Source organism: Arthrobacter sp. FB24, from assembly GCF_000196235.1.
Classification (GTDB): domain Bacteria; phylum Actinomycetota; class Actinomycetes; order Actinomycetales; family Micrococcaceae; genus Arthrobacter.
On sequence record NC_008541.1, the window covers coordinates 1,257,870 to 1,274,234 of the forward strand.

General features: G+C 66.4%; 15 protein-coding genes. 9 read left to right on the forward strand and 6 right to left on the reverse strand.

Translation table 11 applies throughout. The features are described 5' to 3' along the window. Window positions 1–189 precede the first annotated feature (189 nt). Window positions 190–1,116 carry a Bax inhibitor-1/YccA family protein gene (locus tag ARTH_RS05880; RefSeq protein WP_011691020.1) on the forward strand — a complete coding sequence of 309 codons (927 nt, stop codon included), beginning with the start codon at window positions 190–192 and terminating at the stop codon, window positions 1,114–1,116. An 86-nt stretch (window positions 1,117–1,202) separates the two neighbouring features. Here the strand turns inward: ARTH_RS05880 and ARTH_RS05885 are convergent, their stop codons facing one another. From ARTH_RS05885 to galT, 3 genes are read right to left on the reverse strand one after another with little or no spacing between them, the layout of a single operon-like run. Continuing rightward, window positions 1,203–2,441, reverse strand: a complete 1,239-nt coding sequence (locus tag ARTH_RS05885; protein ID WP_011691021.1) for an acetyl-CoA C-acetyltransferase — start codon at window positions 2,439–2,441, stop codon at window positions 1,203–1,205. A 20-nt stretch (window positions 2,442–2,461) separates the two neighbouring features. Next, complete coding sequence (galK, locus tag ARTH_RS05890; RefSeq protein WP_011691022.1) at window positions 2,462–3,667, reverse strand: galactokinase; 1,206 nt, start codon at window positions 3,665–3,667, stop codon at window positions 2,462–2,464. Continuing rightward, on the reverse strand, window positions 3,664–4,821 hold the full coding sequence (gene galT / locus ARTH_RS05895) for a galactose-1-phosphate uridylyltransferase (protein ID WP_011691023.1): 1,158 nt from the start codon (window positions 4,819–4,821) through the stop codon (window positions 3,664–3,666). The genes galK and galT overlap by 4 nt, the downstream gene beginning before the upstream one ends. Window positions 4,822–5,002: 181 nt before the next feature. Here galT and ARTH_RS05900 point away from each other — a divergent pair, with 181 nt between their 5' ends. From ARTH_RS05900 to ARTH_RS05915, 4 genes are all read left to right on the forward strand, one after another. Further along, window positions 5,003–5,974 carry an aldose 1-epimerase family protein gene (locus ARTH_RS05900; protein ID WP_011691024.1) on the forward strand — a complete coding sequence of 324 codons (972 nt, stop codon included), beginning with the start codon at window positions 5,003–5,005 and terminating at the stop codon, window positions 5,972–5,974. A 120-nt stretch (window positions 5,975–6,094) separates the two neighbouring features. Continuing rightward, window positions 6,095–7,468, forward strand: coding sequence for an AI-2E family transporter (locus ARTH_RS05905; protein ID WP_011691025.1), 1,374 nt, complete (start codon window positions 6,095–6,097; stop codon window positions 7,466–7,468). A 3-nt stretch (window positions 7,469–7,471) separates the two neighbouring features. Beyond that, window positions 7,472–8,710, forward strand: coding sequence for a threonine ammonia-lyase (gene ilvA / locus ARTH_RS05910; protein WP_011691026.1), 1,239 nt, complete (start codon window positions 7,472–7,474; stop codon window positions 8,708–8,710). Window positions 8,711–8,715: 5 nt separating this feature from the next. Further along, a complete protein-coding gene (locus ARTH_RS05915) occupies window positions 8,716–9,360 on the forward strand; it encodes a rhomboid family intramembrane serine protease (RefSeq protein ID WP_043429523.1) in 645 nt (214 codons plus the stop codon). An 88-nt stretch (window positions 9,361–9,448) separates the two neighbouring features. Here the strand turns inward: ARTH_RS05915 and greA are convergent, their stop codons facing one another. Beyond that, window positions 9,449–9,943: a transcription elongation factor GreA gene (greA, locus tag ARTH_RS05920; RefSeq protein ID WP_011691028.1), complete on the reverse strand. Its 495-nt coding sequence runs from the start codon at window positions 9,941–9,943 to the stop codon at window positions 9,449–9,451. Window positions 9,944–10,145: 202 nt separating this feature from the next. Next, window positions 10,146–10,604: a DUF4307 domain-containing protein gene (locus ARTH_RS05925; RefSeq protein WP_011691029.1), complete on the reverse strand. Its 459-nt coding sequence runs from the start codon at window positions 10,602–10,604 to the stop codon at window positions 10,146–10,148. A gap of 95 nt (window positions 10,605–10,699) precedes the next feature. Between ARTH_RS05925 and mca the strand changes: the two genes are divergently transcribed. The 3 genes from mca (at window position 10,700) to ARTH_RS05940 (ending at window position 14,303) form a co-directional block, all read left to right on the forward strand. Further along, the gene (gene mca, locus ARTH_RS05930) at window positions 10,700–11,605 is read left to right on the forward strand and encodes a mycothiol conjugate amidase Mca (RefSeq protein WP_011691030.1); all 906 of its coding nucleotides are present in this window, start codon (window positions 10,700–10,702) and stop codon (window positions 11,603–11,605) included. A gap of 66 nt (window positions 11,606–11,671) precedes the next feature. Then, window positions 11,672–12,055 carry a hypothetical protein gene (locus ARTH_RS05935; RefSeq protein WP_011691031.1) on the forward strand — a complete coding sequence of 128 codons (384 nt, stop codon included), beginning with the start codon at window positions 11,672–11,674 and terminating at the stop codon, window positions 12,053–12,055. After that, window positions 12,033–14,303 (forward strand): thioredoxin domain-containing protein, encoded by a 2,271-nt coding sequence (locus ARTH_RS05940; RefSeq protein WP_011691032.1) that lies wholly within the window; start codon window positions 12,033–12,035, stop codon window positions 14,301–14,303. Before ARTH_RS05935 ends, ARTH_RS05940 begins: the two co-directional genes overlap by 23 nt. Before the next feature lie 318 nt (window positions 14,304–14,621). On the opposite strand, the gene trhA is transcribed toward ARTH_RS05940, so the two are convergent. Continuing rightward, window positions 14,622–15,293 (reverse strand): PAQR family membrane homeostasis protein TrhA, encoded by a 672-nt coding sequence (gene trhA / locus ARTH_RS05945; RefSeq protein WP_198011573.1) that lies wholly within the window; start codon window positions 15,291–15,293, stop codon window positions 14,622–14,624. Window positions 15,294–15,505: 212 nt separating this feature from the next. Here trhA and ARTH_RS05950 point away from each other — a divergent pair, with 212 nt between their 5' ends. After that, the gene (locus tag ARTH_RS05950) at window positions 15,506–16,267 is read left to right on the forward strand and encodes an isoprenyl transferase (RefSeq protein WP_011691034.1); all 762 of its coding nucleotides are present in this window, start codon (window positions 15,506–15,508) and stop codon (window positions 16,265–16,267) included. The last annotated feature ends 98 nt before the right edge of the window (window positions 16,268–16,365 follow it).

The window sequence follows — 16,365 nt, forward strand, 5'->3', positions numbered from 1 at the left end:
GCCTGAGTATTCCTAAACAGTCGAACCTGCTGGATACCGGTGGTGTGCGTCACGCCTGCCGGCCACCCATGTCACGGTTGGGTTTCGGCTGGCCCGGCCGGGGAACTATCCCTGCCCCCTGCGCGTGGGAATTGGTACCTTGAGTTATCAGGATCACCACCTACCCCCTTTATTTGGAGGACACCCGCAATGGCACTTGGCGGAAACCCGATCTTCAACGGAAAGAATTTCCGTGGAGCCACCCAGGCACCGCCTGTTCCGCAGGCTCAGTACGGCCAGAACCCCTACGGCCAGGCTCAGTATGGCCAGAACCCCTATGGCCAGGCTCCGGGCCGCGCCCCGGGCCAGGTCATGGACGCGCAGGGCGGCTGGATGGCCCAGCAGCAGAACATGACCCATGATCAGCTGCAGCAGATGTACAACCAGCCGGCAGCCGGCCCGGCCGAGACCGGGCGGATGACTTTTGACGACGTCATCATCAAGACGGCCGCCTGCCTCGGTGTGCTGATTGCCGGCGCAGCTGTCACGCTCTTCGTGAGCATGCCGCTGGCCTCACTGCTGATGATCGTCGGTGCGCTGGGCGGCTTCGTCCTCGCCCTCGTCAACACGTTCAAGAAGCAGCCGTCACCGGCCCTCATCCTGGCCTACGCAGGCCTCGAAGGACTCTTCCTTGGTGGCCTGACCCGTGTCCTTGACGGAATGTATCCGGGAGTCGGACTGCAGGCTGTCATCGGCACGCTGTCCGTCTTTGCGGTGACGCTGCTGCTGTTCAAGAGCGGCAAGGTCCGGGCAACGCCCAAGGCCATGAAGTTCTTTATGATCGCCATTGCCGGGTACGCCCTGTTCTCCGTGGTGAACCTCGTCATGATGCTGACAGGCCTGACGACGGAACCGTTCGGCCTGCGCAGCGGAATCATTGGCGTCGTCATCGGCGTTCTGGCCATTGGCCTCGCCGCCTTCTCGCTGATCATGGACTTCACCAGCATCGAGGAAGGCGTCCGCAACGGCGCACCGGAGCGGTTCTCCTGGACCGCCGCGTTCGGACTGACCGTGACCCTGGTCTGGCTGTACGTGGAAATCATCCGTCTTCTGGCGATCCTCCGCGGCGACGACTAGGACCCTAGCCGGCAAACGCCGTCGTGCTCTAATTGGAATGAGCCCCGCCACGCGGCGGGGCTCATTCCCGTTTTAGCTGGTCCTACCTAGCTCAACCGTTCGTAAACCACTGCCATGCCCTGGCCTCCGCCGACGCACAGGGTCGCCAGCCCGAGGGAGCCGTCGCGCTCCTGAAGCCCGTTGAGCAGGGTGGTGGTCATGCGCGCGCCGGTCATGCCGAACGGATGCCCGAGGGCGATCGCCCCGCCGTGGACGTTGAGCCGTGAGTGGTCGATGCCCAGTTCGCGGGCACTGGCTACGACCTGGACGGCGAACGCCTCGTTCAGCTCCACAAGGTCGATGTCCTCGATGCCCAGCCCGGCCCGCGCCAGCGCCTGCCGGGTTGCCTCCACCGGGCCCATGCCCATGAGTTCGGGGGAGAGTGCGCTGACGCCCGTGGACACGATCCGTGCCAGCGGCTCCAGGCCGAGCTCCCGGGCGCGGCCATCACTCATCACCACTAGGGCGGCAGCGCCGTCGTTCAGCGGGCACGCGTTGCCGGCGGTGACTGTCCCTTCACTCCGGAACACGGGCTGGAGACCGGCCACACCTTCGAGCGTGACGCCGCTGCGCGGGGAGTCGTCCCGGTCCACTAAGGTGCCGTCGCGGCGTGTGTACGGTGTGATGTCGCGCGAAAAGAATCCCGAGGCCCGGGCCGCTTCAGCACGGTTCTGGCTTAGGACAGCCCATTCATCCTGCTCGGCCCGTGAAATACCGTAGGTGGTGGCCACGTTTTCCGCAGTCTGTCCCATCGCGATGTAGATGTCCGGCATCCGGCCGCCCAACCGGGGATCGGTCCATGGCGTGTTGGACGCGGCGCGGGCCTCCGTCCGGCGGCGGGCAGCGTCGAAGCGCGGGTTGTGGTTGCCGGCATCGGTTTCTCCTGCCCCGGTCCAGTTCGGATAACGGGACACAGACTCCACTCCGGCCGCAACGAACGCGTCGCCTTCGCCCGCCTTGATGGCATGGAACGCCATGCGGATGGTCTGCAGGCTGGAGGCGCAGAACCTGTTGATGGTTGCGCCGGGAACATTATCCAGTCCGGCCAGGATGGTGACCACCCGCGCCATGTTGGAACCCGCTTCACCGCTCGGTTCGGCGCAGCCCAGGTAAAGGTCGTCCAGGCCCTTGCCGTCCCCTCCGCGGGGGTCGAAGGTCGGAATCTTGTCCAGAGCCGCGGTGACCATGGCGGCGGCAAGGTCATCCGGCCGCTCATCCTTCAAAGATCCCTTGAAGGCGCGTCCGATCGGGCTTCTGGCAGTGGAAACAATGACTGCTTCTGACATGCGCCCAGCCTACGCCCGAGCTATACGACCCGCATCGCCCCGGCCGCAGGGGTAACCGTGAAGATGTCCGGCTTCCTGAACCCCGCGCGGGAGAAAGCCTGCTCGACGGCGGTGCGTACCTGCTGCTCGGCGGCCACCGGTGTGAGGGCGATAGCTGCGCCGCCAAAACCGCCGCCTGTCATGCGGGCGCCGATGGCTCCGCTGGCCCGGGAGGTGTCGACGGCAAGGTCCAGTTCGGGGCACGAAATCTCGAAGTCGTCACGCATGGAGAGGTGACTGGCATCGAGGAGTGGCCCGATGGCGCCCGGTCCGGCTGAGCCGAGGAGTTCCACGGTCTGCAGGACGCGGTCGTTCTCGGTGACGACGTGCCGGACCCGGCGGAACGTGACCTCATCCAGGAGACCGCTGGCTTCGTCCAGGTCCTTCACCCCGACGTCCCGCAGCGCTTTGACGCCCAGCACTTCGGCCCCGAGCTCGCACGAGGCGCGGCGCGACGCGTAGCCGCCGTCGGCGTGGGAGTGGGAAACCTTGGTGTCGATCACCAGCAGCACCAGGCCTGCCGGCTCCGTCTCGAACGGCACCAGGCGGGCACTCTGGTCCCGGCAGTCCAAAAAGACGGCATGGCCCCTCGCGCCGCGCAGCGAGGCGGACTGGTCCATGATGCCCGTGGGCGCTCCGACAAAGTCATTCTCGGCGCGCTGGGTGGCCAGGACCATTTCCTCGGCTGTAAGCCCTGCGCCGGTCAGCTCGTTGAGGGCGGAGATGACGGCGCACTCAATGGCGTGGGACGAGGAGAGTCCGGCGCCGAGGGGAACGTTGGAGTCCAGCAGCAGGTCAAGGCCGGGCACCGCGACCCCGCGCTCCTGGAGCGCCCAGATGACGCCGAGCGGATACTTGGTCCAGCCCTTGGCGCGCGAGCCGTCCAGTGACGAGGTGTCCGCCGTGGTCATGCCCTGGTCTCCGTAGGTGGACAGCAGCCGGAGCGTGGAGTCGGGGCGCACCCGGACAGCCACCCGGGCTGTCCGGTCGATAGCGAACGGGAGCACGAAGCCGTCGTTGTAGTCGGTGTGCTCGCCAATCAGGTTCACGCGGCCCGGCGCCTGCCAGACGCCGTCGGGGACGGAACCGAAGGCGTCCCGGAACCGCGCTTCGAGGTCCTTGTTTCCCAGCTTGCTGTCGCGGGGGTTGCTGTTGCCAGGAGTGTTGCTGCCTGTTGGGGCGGTCATGCGTGTGCGCCTTCCGGGAGTGGCTTGGGGACTGATGCCGGAACCGTAACGGTGCGCAGCCGCTCCGCCACGAGTTCCGGGGTGGTGTCGTTAATGAAAGCACCCATGGCCGCTTCGGAACCGGCCAGGTACTTGAGCTTATCGTCGGCCCTCCGCGGGGAGGTCAGCTGGAGGTGGAGGTAGCCGGCCGGGCGGAGCAGGTCGTCGAGCGGGGCCTGGTGCCAGGCCGAAATATAGGGGGTCGGCGTCGGATAGAGCGCATCGAGACGCTTGAGCAGGTCCAGGTACACGTGCGCCAGCTCGTCTTTCTCCTCGCCGCTGAGCGCCGCGAGGTCCGGTACCTGGCGGTGCGGGACCAGGTGCACTTCCAGCGGCCAGCGGGCCGCGAACGGGACGTAGGCGCTGAAGTTCTCGCCTTCGAGGACCATTCGGCTGCCGTCTTCACGTTCAGACCGCAACAGCGAGCCGGTCAGCGTCTGGCGGCCGTCGGCGTCGTCGTAGAACTTCCTTGCCGCGGCGCCCATCGCCGCGGCGCGGGGCGTGACGTAGGGGTATGCGTAGATCTGGCCATGCGGGTGGTGAAGCGTGACGCCGATGTCCGCGCCGCGGTTCTCGAACGGAAAGACCTGCCGGATGCCCGGAAGCGCGTTGAGGGCCCCGGTGCGGTGTGCCCAGGCCTCGACGACGGTACGTGCCCGGACTTCGCTCAGCCCGCTGAAGGAACCGGTGTGCTCCGGGGTGAAGGACACCACCTCGCACCGGCCGAACGCCGTGCCGGTGGTTCCCCAGCCGGCGTCGGCGGGAACCGGCCCGAGGGCGGGCCCGAGCGAGGGGAAGCGGTTCTCGAAAACGACCACGTCGTAGTCCGGTGCCGGAATCTCCGAGGGGTTGGCCGGGGTCGTCGGGCAGATGGGGCACTGATCCGCCGGGGGAAGGTGGGTGCGGCTCTGGCGGTGGGCAGCCACGGCCACCCACTCGCCGGTGAGGGCGTCGAACCTGACTTCGCCCGGCTCGCTCCGGGCCGGCAGTTCGCGGCGGTCCGGAGTCTCCTCCGGCCGGCGGGTGTTTCCGCTCCCGGGGGCCCCTGCCGTAGCGTCATCGAAATAGAGCAGCTCCCGGCCATCGGCAAGGTTGGTGCTGGTGATGTGAGTCATGCGTCTTGTCCTTTACGAGCGGCGGCCATCGGAGTCACGCCCTCGAGAGGCGGAACAGCAGGCACTTCAATTCTCCCACAAAACGATCAAAAAGAAATAGTTTCGAACAAAAGTTAACAACGGCCGGTTGTGAGGTCCCGGCGGAGGAGTGGGGGCAAACGGAGGAGGTACCGTTGTGCCCATGAATCCGAGCTCACGCCACCCCCAGCACAGCGACACCGCCGCGTCAGGCGCCAGCGAGGGGGTGCCGCGCCGCTACGCCTCGGGCAGGCAGTACGAGCTCCGCCGCGGCGATGCCCTTGCCGTGGTCACGGAGCTGGCCGCGGGCCTCCGGCTCTATTCCAGGGGTGGTGTCCAGCTGACGGAGACGTACGGAGACGGGGACATCCCGCCGGGCGCCACCGGAATCACGCTGGCGCCCTGGGCCAACCGGGTGGAAGACGGCGTCTGGTACCTGAACGGCAAGAAACAGCAACTGGACATCACCGAAGTTTCGCGCAACAACGCCAGCCACGGCCTGTTGCGGAACGCCGCCTACGAGCTCGTGGACGAAGCAGAGTTCTCGGTCACCCTCGAGGCTCCGGTCTTCCCGCAGCACGGATACCCCTTCCTTGTGCGGCACCGGGTCCAGTACCTCCTGGCCGAGGACCTGGGGCTCGTAGTACGCCAGACGCTGCTCAACGATTCCCAGGCACCCGCCCCCTTCGTCCTCGGAGCCCACCCCTACCTCAGGCTGGGTGACGTGCCCGCCTCGGACCTGGTCCTCACGGTAGGCACCGGTAGCCGGCTCGTGGCAGATGAGCGTCTCATACCCCGCAGCTCGGAACAGGTCGACGGCGCTACGGACCTGCGAGGCGGCCGGACGGTGTCCGAACTGGATATCGACGTCGCCTATACAGACCTTACGTTCGACGGCGGCGTGGCACGCCAAACGCTGAAGGCATCTGACGGCCGCAGCGTAAGCCTCTGGCAGGACGAAAACTGCAGCTACGTCCACGTCTTTGTCACCGATCAGTACCCCGGCAGGGCCAAAGCTGTTGCCATTGAACCCATGACCGGCCCGGCAAATGCGTTCAACAGCGGCGACGGGCTGCGCTGGCTGCCGGCAGGGGAGTCGTTCACCATGACCTGGGGCATCAGCGCCTCCCTGTAGCCGCCTGCTTTTCAGCCCCCACGCCGGCGGTGTAGTGCCCTGCCGGGACAACAGTGCCAATGGCAGCCGGGGTCGACGTGGCGGTTTCCCATCGAGGCGCTGCTGGGGAAGTATTAGGCTATGACGCCAGCTGAGGACTCCGTACCAAACCAGAGACCGGATGCCAACATTGGCGCGGCCTTGCCCGCAGCCCACGACGGCCCTGCACCTGCGGGCCCCGCGCCTTCGGCCCCGCTGCGCGTGGTGACCGACCGTGAACTGGACCAGGACATTCCCTACGGTGTGCGGATCGCCGCGTCGTGGGCCTGGCGGCTCGGGCTCATCCTGCTGGTCGTTGCCGCACTGATCTGGATGCTGAGCAAGATCAGCTTCCTGATCATCCCCGTGATGGTGGCAGCGCTGCTGGCAGGGCTGCTGAGTCCGGTGACCCGCTGGCTCAAGGCACGCCGCGTCCCCAACGGAGGCGCCGTGGCCATCACCGTGCTGGGCTTCCTCGGACTCATCGGAGGTTCCCTGGCGCTCGTGGGACGGCAGCTTGTCGCCGGATTCAGCGAGCTGTGGAGCGAGGCGCTGACAGGGATCCAGCAGATCCAGGGCTGGCTGGCGGACGGACCGCTCCACCTGACAGCGGCGCAGATGGACCAGTATCTGCAGGAGGCAACCGCTGCCCTGCAGAACAACAGCAGCAGCATCCTCAGCGGCGCCTTGTCCTTCGGCAGCACCGCAGGACATTTTGCCGCGGGACTCATCCTGGCCTTGTTCGTCCTGATCTTCTTCCTCCTCGAAGGCGACCGGATCTGGGCTTTCCTGGTCCGGCTGCTGCCACGGAAGGCCCGCGCCGCCACTTTCGGAGCAGGCCGCAAGGGCTGGGCGTCCATGGTCAGCTACGCCCGCATCCAGATGTTCGTGGCTTTCGTGGATGCCGTTGGTATCGGCGTGGGCGCAGCCATCATCGGCGTCCCGCTGGCGCTTCCGCTGGGCGTGCTGGTCTTCATCGGTTCCTTCATCCCGATTGTGGGCGCCCTGGTCACCGGAGCCGTGGCTGTCCTCCTTGCCCTCGTGGCCAACGGGTGGGTCAATGCGCTGGTCATGCTCGGGATCGTTCTGCTCGTCCAGCAACTGGAAAGCCACATCCTGCAGCCGCTCGTGATGGGCAAGGCGGTGGCCCTGCACCCGGTGGCCGTTATCCTGTCCGTGGCGGCCGGTTCCTACCTCGCCGGCATCCCGGGCGCTCTCTTCTCGGTGCCCATCCTCGCCGTAGCAAACTCGGCGATTCGATATATTGCTGCCAGAACGTGGGAACATGAAAGAGTGCTGGTGGCGGATGGCCCGGGTGTAACCGGGGACTCCGGATCCAGCCAGGACAACACCTTCAAGGATGTCTACCTTCCCGGTGCAAACCCGGGCCGCGGCAAGGGCGCCGCACAGCCAACGGGAAATCCCGCCGGAAATGCCGGCCCGGACGCCCCAGCCGAATTCCCCAAAGGAGACTAGTTCGTGAAAACCCTCAATAGCCTGCCCGTCACGTTGGACAATGTCCTTGAGGCGCAGAAGCTGCTTGAGGGCATTATTACGCGGACCCCGGTGGAATCGTCCCGGGCCTTGGGCAGCATGGTGGGCGGCGAGGTGTTCTTCAAGTGCGAGAACCTCCAGCGGGCGGGTTCCTTCAAGGTCCGCGGCGCGTACGTCCGCATGGCGAAGCTTTCCCCCGAAGAGAAAAAGCGCGGCGTGGTGGCGGCGTCGGCCGGAAACCACGCCCAGGGCGTGGCAGTTGCAGCCAAGAGCCTGGGCATCAAGGCGCGCATCTACATGCCGGTGGGCGTGGCTCTGCCCAAGCTTGCCGCAACCCGCAGCCACGGCGCCGAAGTGGTCCTCCACGGGCACAACGTGGACGAGGCACTCGCCGAAGCGCAGCGCTACGCCGATGAGACCGGTGCCGTCTTTGTCCACCCGTTCGACAACGTTGACGTTGTTGCCGGGCAGGGCACGGTGGGACTGGAAATCCTGGAACAGATTCCCAATGTGGACACCATCCTGATGGGAGTAGGCGGCGGAGGGCTGCTGGCCGGCGTGGCGGTGGCCGTGAAGGCCAGGGCCAGGGAGCTGGGCCGGGAGATCCGGATCATCGGCGTCCAGGCCGAAAACGCCGCGGCGTACCCGCCGTCGCTCGCCGCAGACGCCCTGGTGCCGTTGAAGAAGGTCTCCACCATGGCCGACGGCATTGCCGTGGGCCGACCGGGCCAGCTGCCGTTCAGCATCATCCGTGAACTCGTGGACGACGTCGTCACGGTCAGCGAGGACTCCCTGGCCCGGGCGCTGATCTTCCTGCTGGAACGCGCCAAGATGGTGGTGGAGCCGGCTGGCGCCGTGGGCGTCGCCGCCCTGATGGACGGCAAGATCGAAAATCCCGGCACCACGGCCGTGATCCTCTCCGGCGGCAACATCGACCCGATGCTGATGCTCAAGGTGATCCAGCGGGGCCTCTCGGCCGCCGGCCGCTACATGACGGTACGCATGATGCTGGATGACCGGCCCGGCTCGCTGGCCACGATCGCCCGGATCATCGCAGAGAACGATGCCAACGTGACCGGCCTGGACCACACCCGCGTGGGCGGTTCCATCAGCATGGGAGACGTTTCCATCACCGTCAACCTGGAGACCAAGGGCCATGAGCACTGCGAGCAGGTCCTGGGTGCGCTCCGTGCCGAAGGCTTCCAGCCGATCGTGGTCCACTAGGGACCATGGTGCTGGATGCTCAGGGGGGCCGGCCGCAAGTGAGGCACACCGCTGCCGCACGCGCCCAGGGCGGACTGTTGATCACAGGACTGTTCGTAGTCCTCCTGTTTGTGATCGAGTTCGTCAACGCGGCAACGTTCCATGCATTGAACCGGACGTTCGGGCTACGTCCGCGCAGCGCCGACGGACTGCTGGACATCCTCACGTTCCCGCTGTTCCACGCCAATCTGGGCCACGTTGTCTCCAACGCGCTGCCGCTGATCATCTTCGGCTTCCTCGTTTTTATGTCCGGGCTCCGGGTCTTCGTCACCGCGGTGGCCTTCAGCTGGCTCGGTTCGGGCCTGGTCGTGTGGCTGATCGGCGGCTGGGGGATCACGGTGGGCGCGTCGGGCCTGGTGTTTGGCCTGTTTGCCTTCCTGCTGGTCCGGGGCTTCTTCAACAGCAGCTGGTGGCAGATAGCGCTGTCAGTACTCCTGTTCCTCAGCTACGGCGGAATCCTGTTCGGCATCCTTCCCGGCGTGGCAGGGTTCGTTTCCTGGCAGGCGCACCTGGGCGGAGCGCTGGGCGGCGTCGCCGCCGCCATGCTGCTGAGGCCCCGGCGGCTTCCGCAGGAACGCCAGGTCGCGGAAGACCGGGCCCCCAGGAATTAAGCCTTAACGCACGACGCCGGCCGTCGCCGCGGAAGGGGAGGGCCGGCGTCGTGCGTAAATGCTTTGCAGTGGTCCCGGAGCTGCGCTCCTAGCCTGCGTACGGCTTGGCGGAGAGGATCTCCACCGTGATGTCCTTGCCGTTCGGGGCGGTGTAGCTGAGCTTGTCGCCCTCCTTGTGGCCGACAATCGCAGAGCCAAGCGGGGACTTTTCGCTGAAGACGTCAAGGTCCGAATCGCCGGCGATCTCGCGGGATCCGAGCAGGAAGGTCTCCTCGTCTCCGGCGATCCTGGCGACAACGATCATTCCGGGCTCCACAATTCCGTCGTCGGCCGGGGACTCGCCCACGTGGGCGTCCCGGAGCAGTACGGTGAGCTGGCGGATGCGGGCCTCGATCTTGCCCTGCTCCTCCTTGGCGGCGTGGTAACCGCCGTTTTCCTTGAGGTCGCCTTCCTGGCGGGCAGCTTCGATTTTCTGGACGATTTCCGCCCGGCCGGCGCCGGAGAGGTGGTCCAGCTCTGCCTTCAGGCGGTCAAAAGCTTCCTGGGTAAGCCAAGCTGCAGTTGCGCTGTTGGTGGTAGACACGGACTTCTCCTTTTTCGTGGTCAAACAAGTTTGTGGTCAAACAAGTAAAACCCCGCCACGGTGGCCACTCATGGAACTCAGCAACCAGCTCAGCGGGGTAGAAGGTATTGATCCATTGTAGTCAATGCGCTGGACAAACCAAAGAAGGCCTGCGGCGTGGGTCACAGGCCGAAGGCGAAATCGCCGGCAAAACTACGGCCAGCTACTTGTTTCCGTCGGGGATCCAGCAGCTGTCCACCACGCCGGAAACGGACAACGACTCCGTGCGAACCACCGCGCGGTGCACCGTGGTGCGTCCGCCGTCAGCGGTGGCGTCCGCAGGGTTCGGCCCGATATCAACCACTTTCCAGCCGACCACCGCGAACTTGGCATCCAGCGCTTTGACCGCGCATTTGGCGGCGGTTCCGGGCTCCTTGGTGACCTGGAAATCGATCTCCGCCTGCGTGGCGTCCGTGGTGCTGTAGCCGATGTCCTTGAATGACACTGTCTCGGTGTTCAGGGAGGTGGAGATCCACGCCATGAAGCCGATCCCGGCGACCAGCGCAGCGATTCCGATGTTGCGCTTGGCCTTACTCGAGAGGACACGCTTTTGGCCCCCGTAACGATTGGCTAGGGTGGTAGTTGCCGGCGCCGAAGTAGCCGGCTGATCCTCGGAAGTCACCGTTCCAGTTTAGTGTGGATCCGAACGGGATATTTCCGCGTCCCTGCCGCCGTGAACCCGCAACGCCAAAATTCGAAGAAAGTGAGCCGTTTCAGATGACAGCGTCTGCAAGCCAGTCAAAACCGCTCCGCCTGCTGGCAGTCCACGCTCACCCTGACGACGAGTCGAGCAAGGGCGCAGCCACCATGGCGATGTACGCAGCGGCCGGTGTTGACGTCATGGTGGCCACTTGCACCGACGGGTCGCGGGGCGACATCCAGAACCCTGCCATGGAGCACGAGCCACACCCCAAGCGCGACATGGCCGGCGCCCGGCGGCTCGAAATGGACAATGCCGCCAAGGTGCTGGGAATCCGCCAGCGCTGGCTGGGCTTCGTGGACTCAGGACTGCCTGAAGGGGACCCGTTGCCGCCGCTGCCGCCGGGCTCCTTCGCCCTCCAGCCGCTGGAGGTGGCCGCGGCTCCGCTGGTCCGGCTGGTGCGCGACTTCAAGCCCCACGTGATCGTGAGCTACGACGAGAACGGTGGCTATCCGCACCCGGACCACATCATGGCCCACCGGGTGGCCGTGGAGGCCTTCGAAGCCGCGGGCGATCCGGAACGGTACCAGGGGGCCGGCGAACCCTGGGCGCCCGGCAAGCTGTACTACGACCGTGCCTTCAGCCCTGACCGGTTCCGCGCACTGCACTTTGCCCTTGAAGAGGCGGGCCTGCAGTCGCCCTACGCCGAACGGCTGGCAGCCTGGCTCGAAGCTGATGCCGAAGGCCATACACCGCCGCCCCCGACCCACCCCACCACCACCCAGATTGAGTGCGGGGACTATTTCGAAGCCAGGGACGACGCGCTCCGCGCCCACCGCACCCAGGTGGATCCGCTGGGCTTCTTCTTCGCGGTGTCTCCGGACATGCAGCGCCGCGCCTGGCCCTGGGAAGACTACAGCCTGATCCAGTCGCGGGTGCCGGTGGAGTTGCCGGAAAAGGATCTCTTCGCCGGGCTAAGATAGAACCAGGCTCATTTCTATGTCTTGTAGAAGTCAGGGCCCTCAAAACGTTCCACAGAAGGTTTAACCGTGCATCACTTGCTCATTGCCCTCGCGACGGCCCCGGCGCCCAGCCCCACGCCCTCCCTGCGCCCGGGCCTCTCCGAAGACCAGGTGACTCCGGGTATGTGGGGCTTCATCATGACCGCGTTCTTCGTGCTGGCCACCACGCTGCTGATCGTGGACATGGTGCGGCGCATCCGCCGGGTCCGCTACCGGGCCCAGGTGGAGGAGGAGCGTCTGGCCGCACTTGCTGGCGGAAGCCAGGACATGCCTGGAACCGGCACTCCGGTTGCGCAGGCTCCGGATGCAGAGGATTCCGGCACGCATGGGCCGGGCACCGGCGGCGGACGCCAGGGCGGCGCCGATCTCCGAACGGAACACAACGGTGATGAAGGCCGCGGACAGCGCTAACGGCGGCCCTGTCGGATCCCGGCCCGGCGCAGCCTGGCCGGGTGCAGCCAACTCCCTGGCTGGCGAACCATCGGCTTACTTGAGGCAGCACGCGGACAACCCCGTGCACTGGCGGCCGTTCGGCGATGAAGCGTTCGGTTTCGCAGCTGAGCGCGACGTCCCCGTGTTCCTGTCTATCGGCTACGCCGCCTGCCACTGGTGCCACGTGATGGCACACGAATCGTTCGAAGACCAGGAAACCGCGGACTTCCTGAATGCCAATTTCGTGGCCATCAAGGTGGACAGGGAAGAGCGCCCGGACGTGGACGCCGTCTACATGGCCGCGACCCAGGCGATCAGCGGCGAGGGCGGCTGGCCGATGTCGGTCTTCCTTATGCCGGACGGCCGCGCCTTCCATGCCGGAACATACTTCCCGCCACGGCCCATGCCCGGCCGGCCCTCGTTCCGCCAGGTTCTCGAGGCGGTCCGCGAAGCGTGGCTGGAACGGCGCGAGGCCGTCGAACACAACGCCGAGACCTTGGCCCGCGGGATGGCCGAAACTCAGCTTGCCGCCGCTGTCCGGCTGGCCGGGGTGCCGGACCCGGTGGACGCCGCACTGCTCTCCGGGGCGGTCCGCGTCCTGGCCCGCTCCGAAGACCAGATCGACGGCGGGTTCGGCACCGCGCCGAAATTCCCGCCGTCGCCCCTATTGGAATTCCTGATCCGGCACGCCGCAGTTGCGTCGGAAACCGCCGACGCGGCAAAGGACATGGCGGGCAGGACGCTGGCAGCGATGGCCCGGTCCGCGCTGTTCGACCAGCTGGACGGCGGATTTGCACGGTATTCCGTGACGCGCGACTGGTCCGTTCCGCACTTTGAAAAGATGCTCTACGACAACGCCCAGCTGCTGCGCGCCTATGTCCACTGGGTCCGACTCGGGGGCGATGCCGTATATACCGCCGGGGAAGCGGCGGACGTCGCGTCCCGCACGGCGGACTGGATGATCGCCTCGTTGGGCCTTGCCGGTTACGCGGCGGAGCCGGACGAGGGGCCGGACGAGGGGCTGGGGCCGGACCAGGGTTCCAAAGCGGAGCAGGTCGAGGCCTTCGCGTCCTCGCTGGACGCGGACACCGTGGTGGACGGCCGGCACCTCGAGGGCGCCAGCTACCTCTGGACACCGGAGGAGCTGGTGGAGGTCCTGGGACCGGACGACGGACCTGCAGTAGCGCGGCTGATGAATGTCCGTGCCGAGGGAACCGTGACCCCGACGGCTTCCCCCTTGCATCCGGGCGGCCGGTCCGACGACGCCGGGCAGCAGCTGTGGGATCGGGCGCGGCCGCGTCTGCTGGCTGCGCGTTCGGCGCGTCCCCAGCCCGCCAGGGACGACAAGGTCGTGGCCGGCTGGAACGGGCTGGCCCTCGCCGCGCTCGCTGAAGCAGGGGCCGTCCTGGACCGGCCCGGGCTCGTCGCTGCTGCAGAGCGAACTGCCGCCTACCTTGAACGCGTCCACTGGCAGCCGCCTCGCGCCGGGGACCAGGGCACGGAACCCGGCACCCTGGTGCGGGTTTCGCACGGCGGCCGTGCCAAGGGTATCGGCGGCCTGCTCGAAGACTACGCCTTCTGCGTGGACGGGCTCCTGGCCCTTTACGGAGTGACTGGAAGTGACCGGTGGTACCGGCTCGCCGAAGACATCCTGCAGGCTGCCTGCCGGCGGTTCGCCGCGGACGGAACACTCGTGGACACTGCCGGAGAGTCGTCCCAGGTATTCAACGCCCAGGGGCAGCGGGCCGGCCTCGAACCCTTCGACAATGCCACGCCAAGCGGCGCGGCCGCGTTCGCCGGGGCCCTCCTGGGCCATGCCGCGCTTTCCGGTTCCAGCGACCATCGCGTCATGGCCGGCAACATCTTGTCGCTGCTGCCGCCGCTGGCAACCCGGGCGCCGCGGGCGGCAGGCTGGCTCCTGGCCACGGCGCAGGCTGCGCTGGCAGGGCCCGTGGAGGCCGCCGTCGTCGGACCCGCCGGTTCCGCGCGGGCGGAACTCCACCACGCCCTCATGATGTCCGCCAGCCCTGGCCTGGTTGTGGCGGTTGCGTCCGACGCCGGGGTCCCGGCGGCCGGTGCCGCCCCACCTGCCGTGCCGCTGCTGGAGGGCAGGACGGCGGCGCCGGACGGCTCGCCGCAGGTGTACCTCTGCCGCGGGATGGTGTGCGAACGCCCGGTGGCCTCCGTGGCGGAACTTCTGGAGCGACTGGCTACGCTGGCCGGATGACGTCTTTGCCGCATCCGGAGTCCGGTGTTCCGCGGGACCCGGGCCGCTTTGAACTGGTGATTTTCGCCTGCGACGGCGTCCTGGTCGATTCCGAGTCATTGCCATCAGGGTGGGCGGCGGACGCTCGGGCAGACGGGGCTGCTTCAGCAGTTTGAAGGACGGATCTTCAGTGCCTCGCCTTTGGCGGGGGAGTGACGCCGGCTGCGAAGCTGGCGGGCCCGCGAACCACGGTATTCCAGCAGATGAGGGAGCTTCCGGACCTTATTGCCGCTCCGCGCGCACACTGGGAAGGCCTGCCGCGGGTTCTGCCAGCTGGCGTTAAGCCGGCCTGCTGAGGACCGCTATGGCGATGGCGACGAAGTGCGCGGCAAAAGCGAACACGGTGAAAGCGTGGAAGAGCTCATGGAAGCCAAAATGTTCGTAGCTGAAGTTCGGCTTTTTGAGCGCGTAGAACACCGCGCCGGCGATGTACAAGGCGCCGCCCACGCAGATCAGCACGGCGGAAGCAATGCTGGCCGCAAAAAAGTCCGGCAGGTAGAACAGTGAACCGCAGCCCAGGGCAATATAGATGGGCACGTACAGCCAGCGCGGCGCATGAGTCCAGAGCAGCCGGAACAGCACGCCCAGAATGGCGCCGGACCAGATGACCCACAGCAGCACCACTGCCTTGGGCCGTTCCAGCAGGGCCCAGGCCAAGGGAGTGTAGCTGCCGGCGATCACCAGCATGATATTGGTGTGGTCGAGGCGCTTCAGGACGATCTTGACGGCGGGGGACCAGTTCCCGCGGTGGTACACGGCGCTGATTCCGAACAGCAGCACACCCGTCACTGCGTAGACGGTGGAAGCGATTTTCAGGTCGGTGGTGGGTGCCAACAGGATCAGGACCAGCCCCGCGGCGAAAGCAAGCGGCGCCGTGACGGTATGGATCCACCCCCGCCATTTAGGTTTGATCGTCAGCAGCTCCGCGATGCGGACTGCAGCATCGTCCATGGGGCCTGATTTCCGGCCGCGGCCCGCTCCCGCGCCCGGCTGGGGAGATTTGCTTTCCATGGCTCAAGAATAAACTACGTTCCAGTAAGTTACCCGTGAGTAATAATGCTCGCGCTGAATTGCGAGGGCCTGTTGCACCCCGCCCCCGTTGTGGGCGGGTAGCCTAGGAATGCACTGCCGTCATACATCAAGGAAGTCAGGTGAGTCTCCGGATGGAGTTGCCCGGGATCCTCTATGGCTTCTATGAACGCAAGCTCCTGCGCTCGCTGGACAAGGACCGCATCCCCAAACACATCGGCGTAATGGTGGACGGCAACCGCCGCTGGGCCAAACAGTTCAACGCCCCCACCAGCCAGGGACACCAGGCCGGTGCCGACAAAATCCATGAGTTCCTCGGCTGGTGCCAGGAACTCGGCATCAAGGTAGTCACGCTCTACATGCTCTCTACCGACAACATGAGCCGCTCCGGTGAGGAGCTGGACCTGCTGATGGGGATCATCGCCAACACACTTGACCGGCTGGACGAGGACGCAGACATCTCCGTGCACGCCATGGGAGCTCCGGAGTTGCTTCCCGATTACCTCGCCGAGCGTCTCAATAAGCTCACGGCGCGGACGCCGGCCCACGAAAAACTCCACGTCAACGTCGCCGTGGGCTACGGAGGACGCCGCGAAATCGTGGACGCCGTCAGGGAGCTCCTCCATGACGCCGTTGCCCGTGGCAAAGACATCGGCAAGCTCGCGGACGAACTCAGCGTGGACGACATCTCACGTTTCCTTTACACCCGGGGCCAGCCGGACCCGGACCTGGTGATCCGCACTTCCGGGGAGCAGCGGCTGTCCGGCTTCCTGATGTGGCAGAGCGCCTACAGCGAGTTCTACTTCTGCGAGGCGCTCTGGCCGGCCTTCCGCAAGGTGGACTTCCTGCGCGCATTACGCGACTACGCAGGCCGGCAGCGCCGGTTCGGCTCCTGACTCCTGCCGCCGGTGCCCGCGCCCCGCGTCCGGTGCACATCCGTGCCCGGCAGAGCCCGCTCCCGGCCGGTTCACGCGGAGTTCACATGTTCGCAACA

Coding starts and splice junctions, on each gene's coding strand:
- ARTH_RS05880 (WP_011691020.1), top strand. CDS start 190: ATGGCACTTGGCGGAAACCCGATCTTCAACGGAAAGAATTTCCGTGGA.
- ARTH_RS05885 (WP_011691021.1), bottom strand. CDS start 2,441: ATGTCAGAAGCAGTCATTGTTTCCACTGCCAGAAGCCCGATCGGACGC.
- galK (WP_011691022.1), bottom strand. CDS start 3,667: ATGACCGCCCCAACAGGCAGCAACACTCCTGGCAACAGCAACCCCCGC.
- galT (WP_011691023.1), bottom strand. CDS start 4,821: ATGACTCACATCACCAGCACCAACCTTGCCGATGGCCGGGAGCTGCTC.
- ARTH_RS05900 (WP_011691024.1), top strand. CDS start 5,003: ATGAATCCGAGCTCACGCCACCCCCAGCACAGCGACACCGCCGCGTCA.
- ARTH_RS05905 (WP_011691025.1), top strand. CDS start 6,095: ATGACGCCAGCTGAGGACTCCGTACCAAACCAGAGACCGGATGCCAAC.
- ARTH_RS05915 (WP_043429523.1), top strand. CDS start 8,716: ATGGTGCTGGATGCTCAGGGGGGCCGGCCGCAAGTGAGGCACACCGCT.
- mca (WP_011691030.1), top strand. CDS start 10,700: ATGACAGCGTCTGCAAGCCAGTCAAAACCGCTCCGCCTGCTGGCAGTC.
- ARTH_RS05940 (WP_011691032.1), top strand. CDS start 12,033: ATGAAGGCCGCGGACAGCGCTAACGGCGGCCCTGTCGGATCCCGGCCC.
- trhA (WP_198011573.1), bottom strand. CDS start 15,293: ATGGACGATGCTGCAGTCCGCATCGCGGAGCTGCTGACGATCAAACCT.
- ARTH_RS05950 (WP_011691034.1), top strand. CDS start 15,506: ATGGAGTTGCCCGGGATCCTCTATGGCTTCTATGAACGCAAGCTCCTG.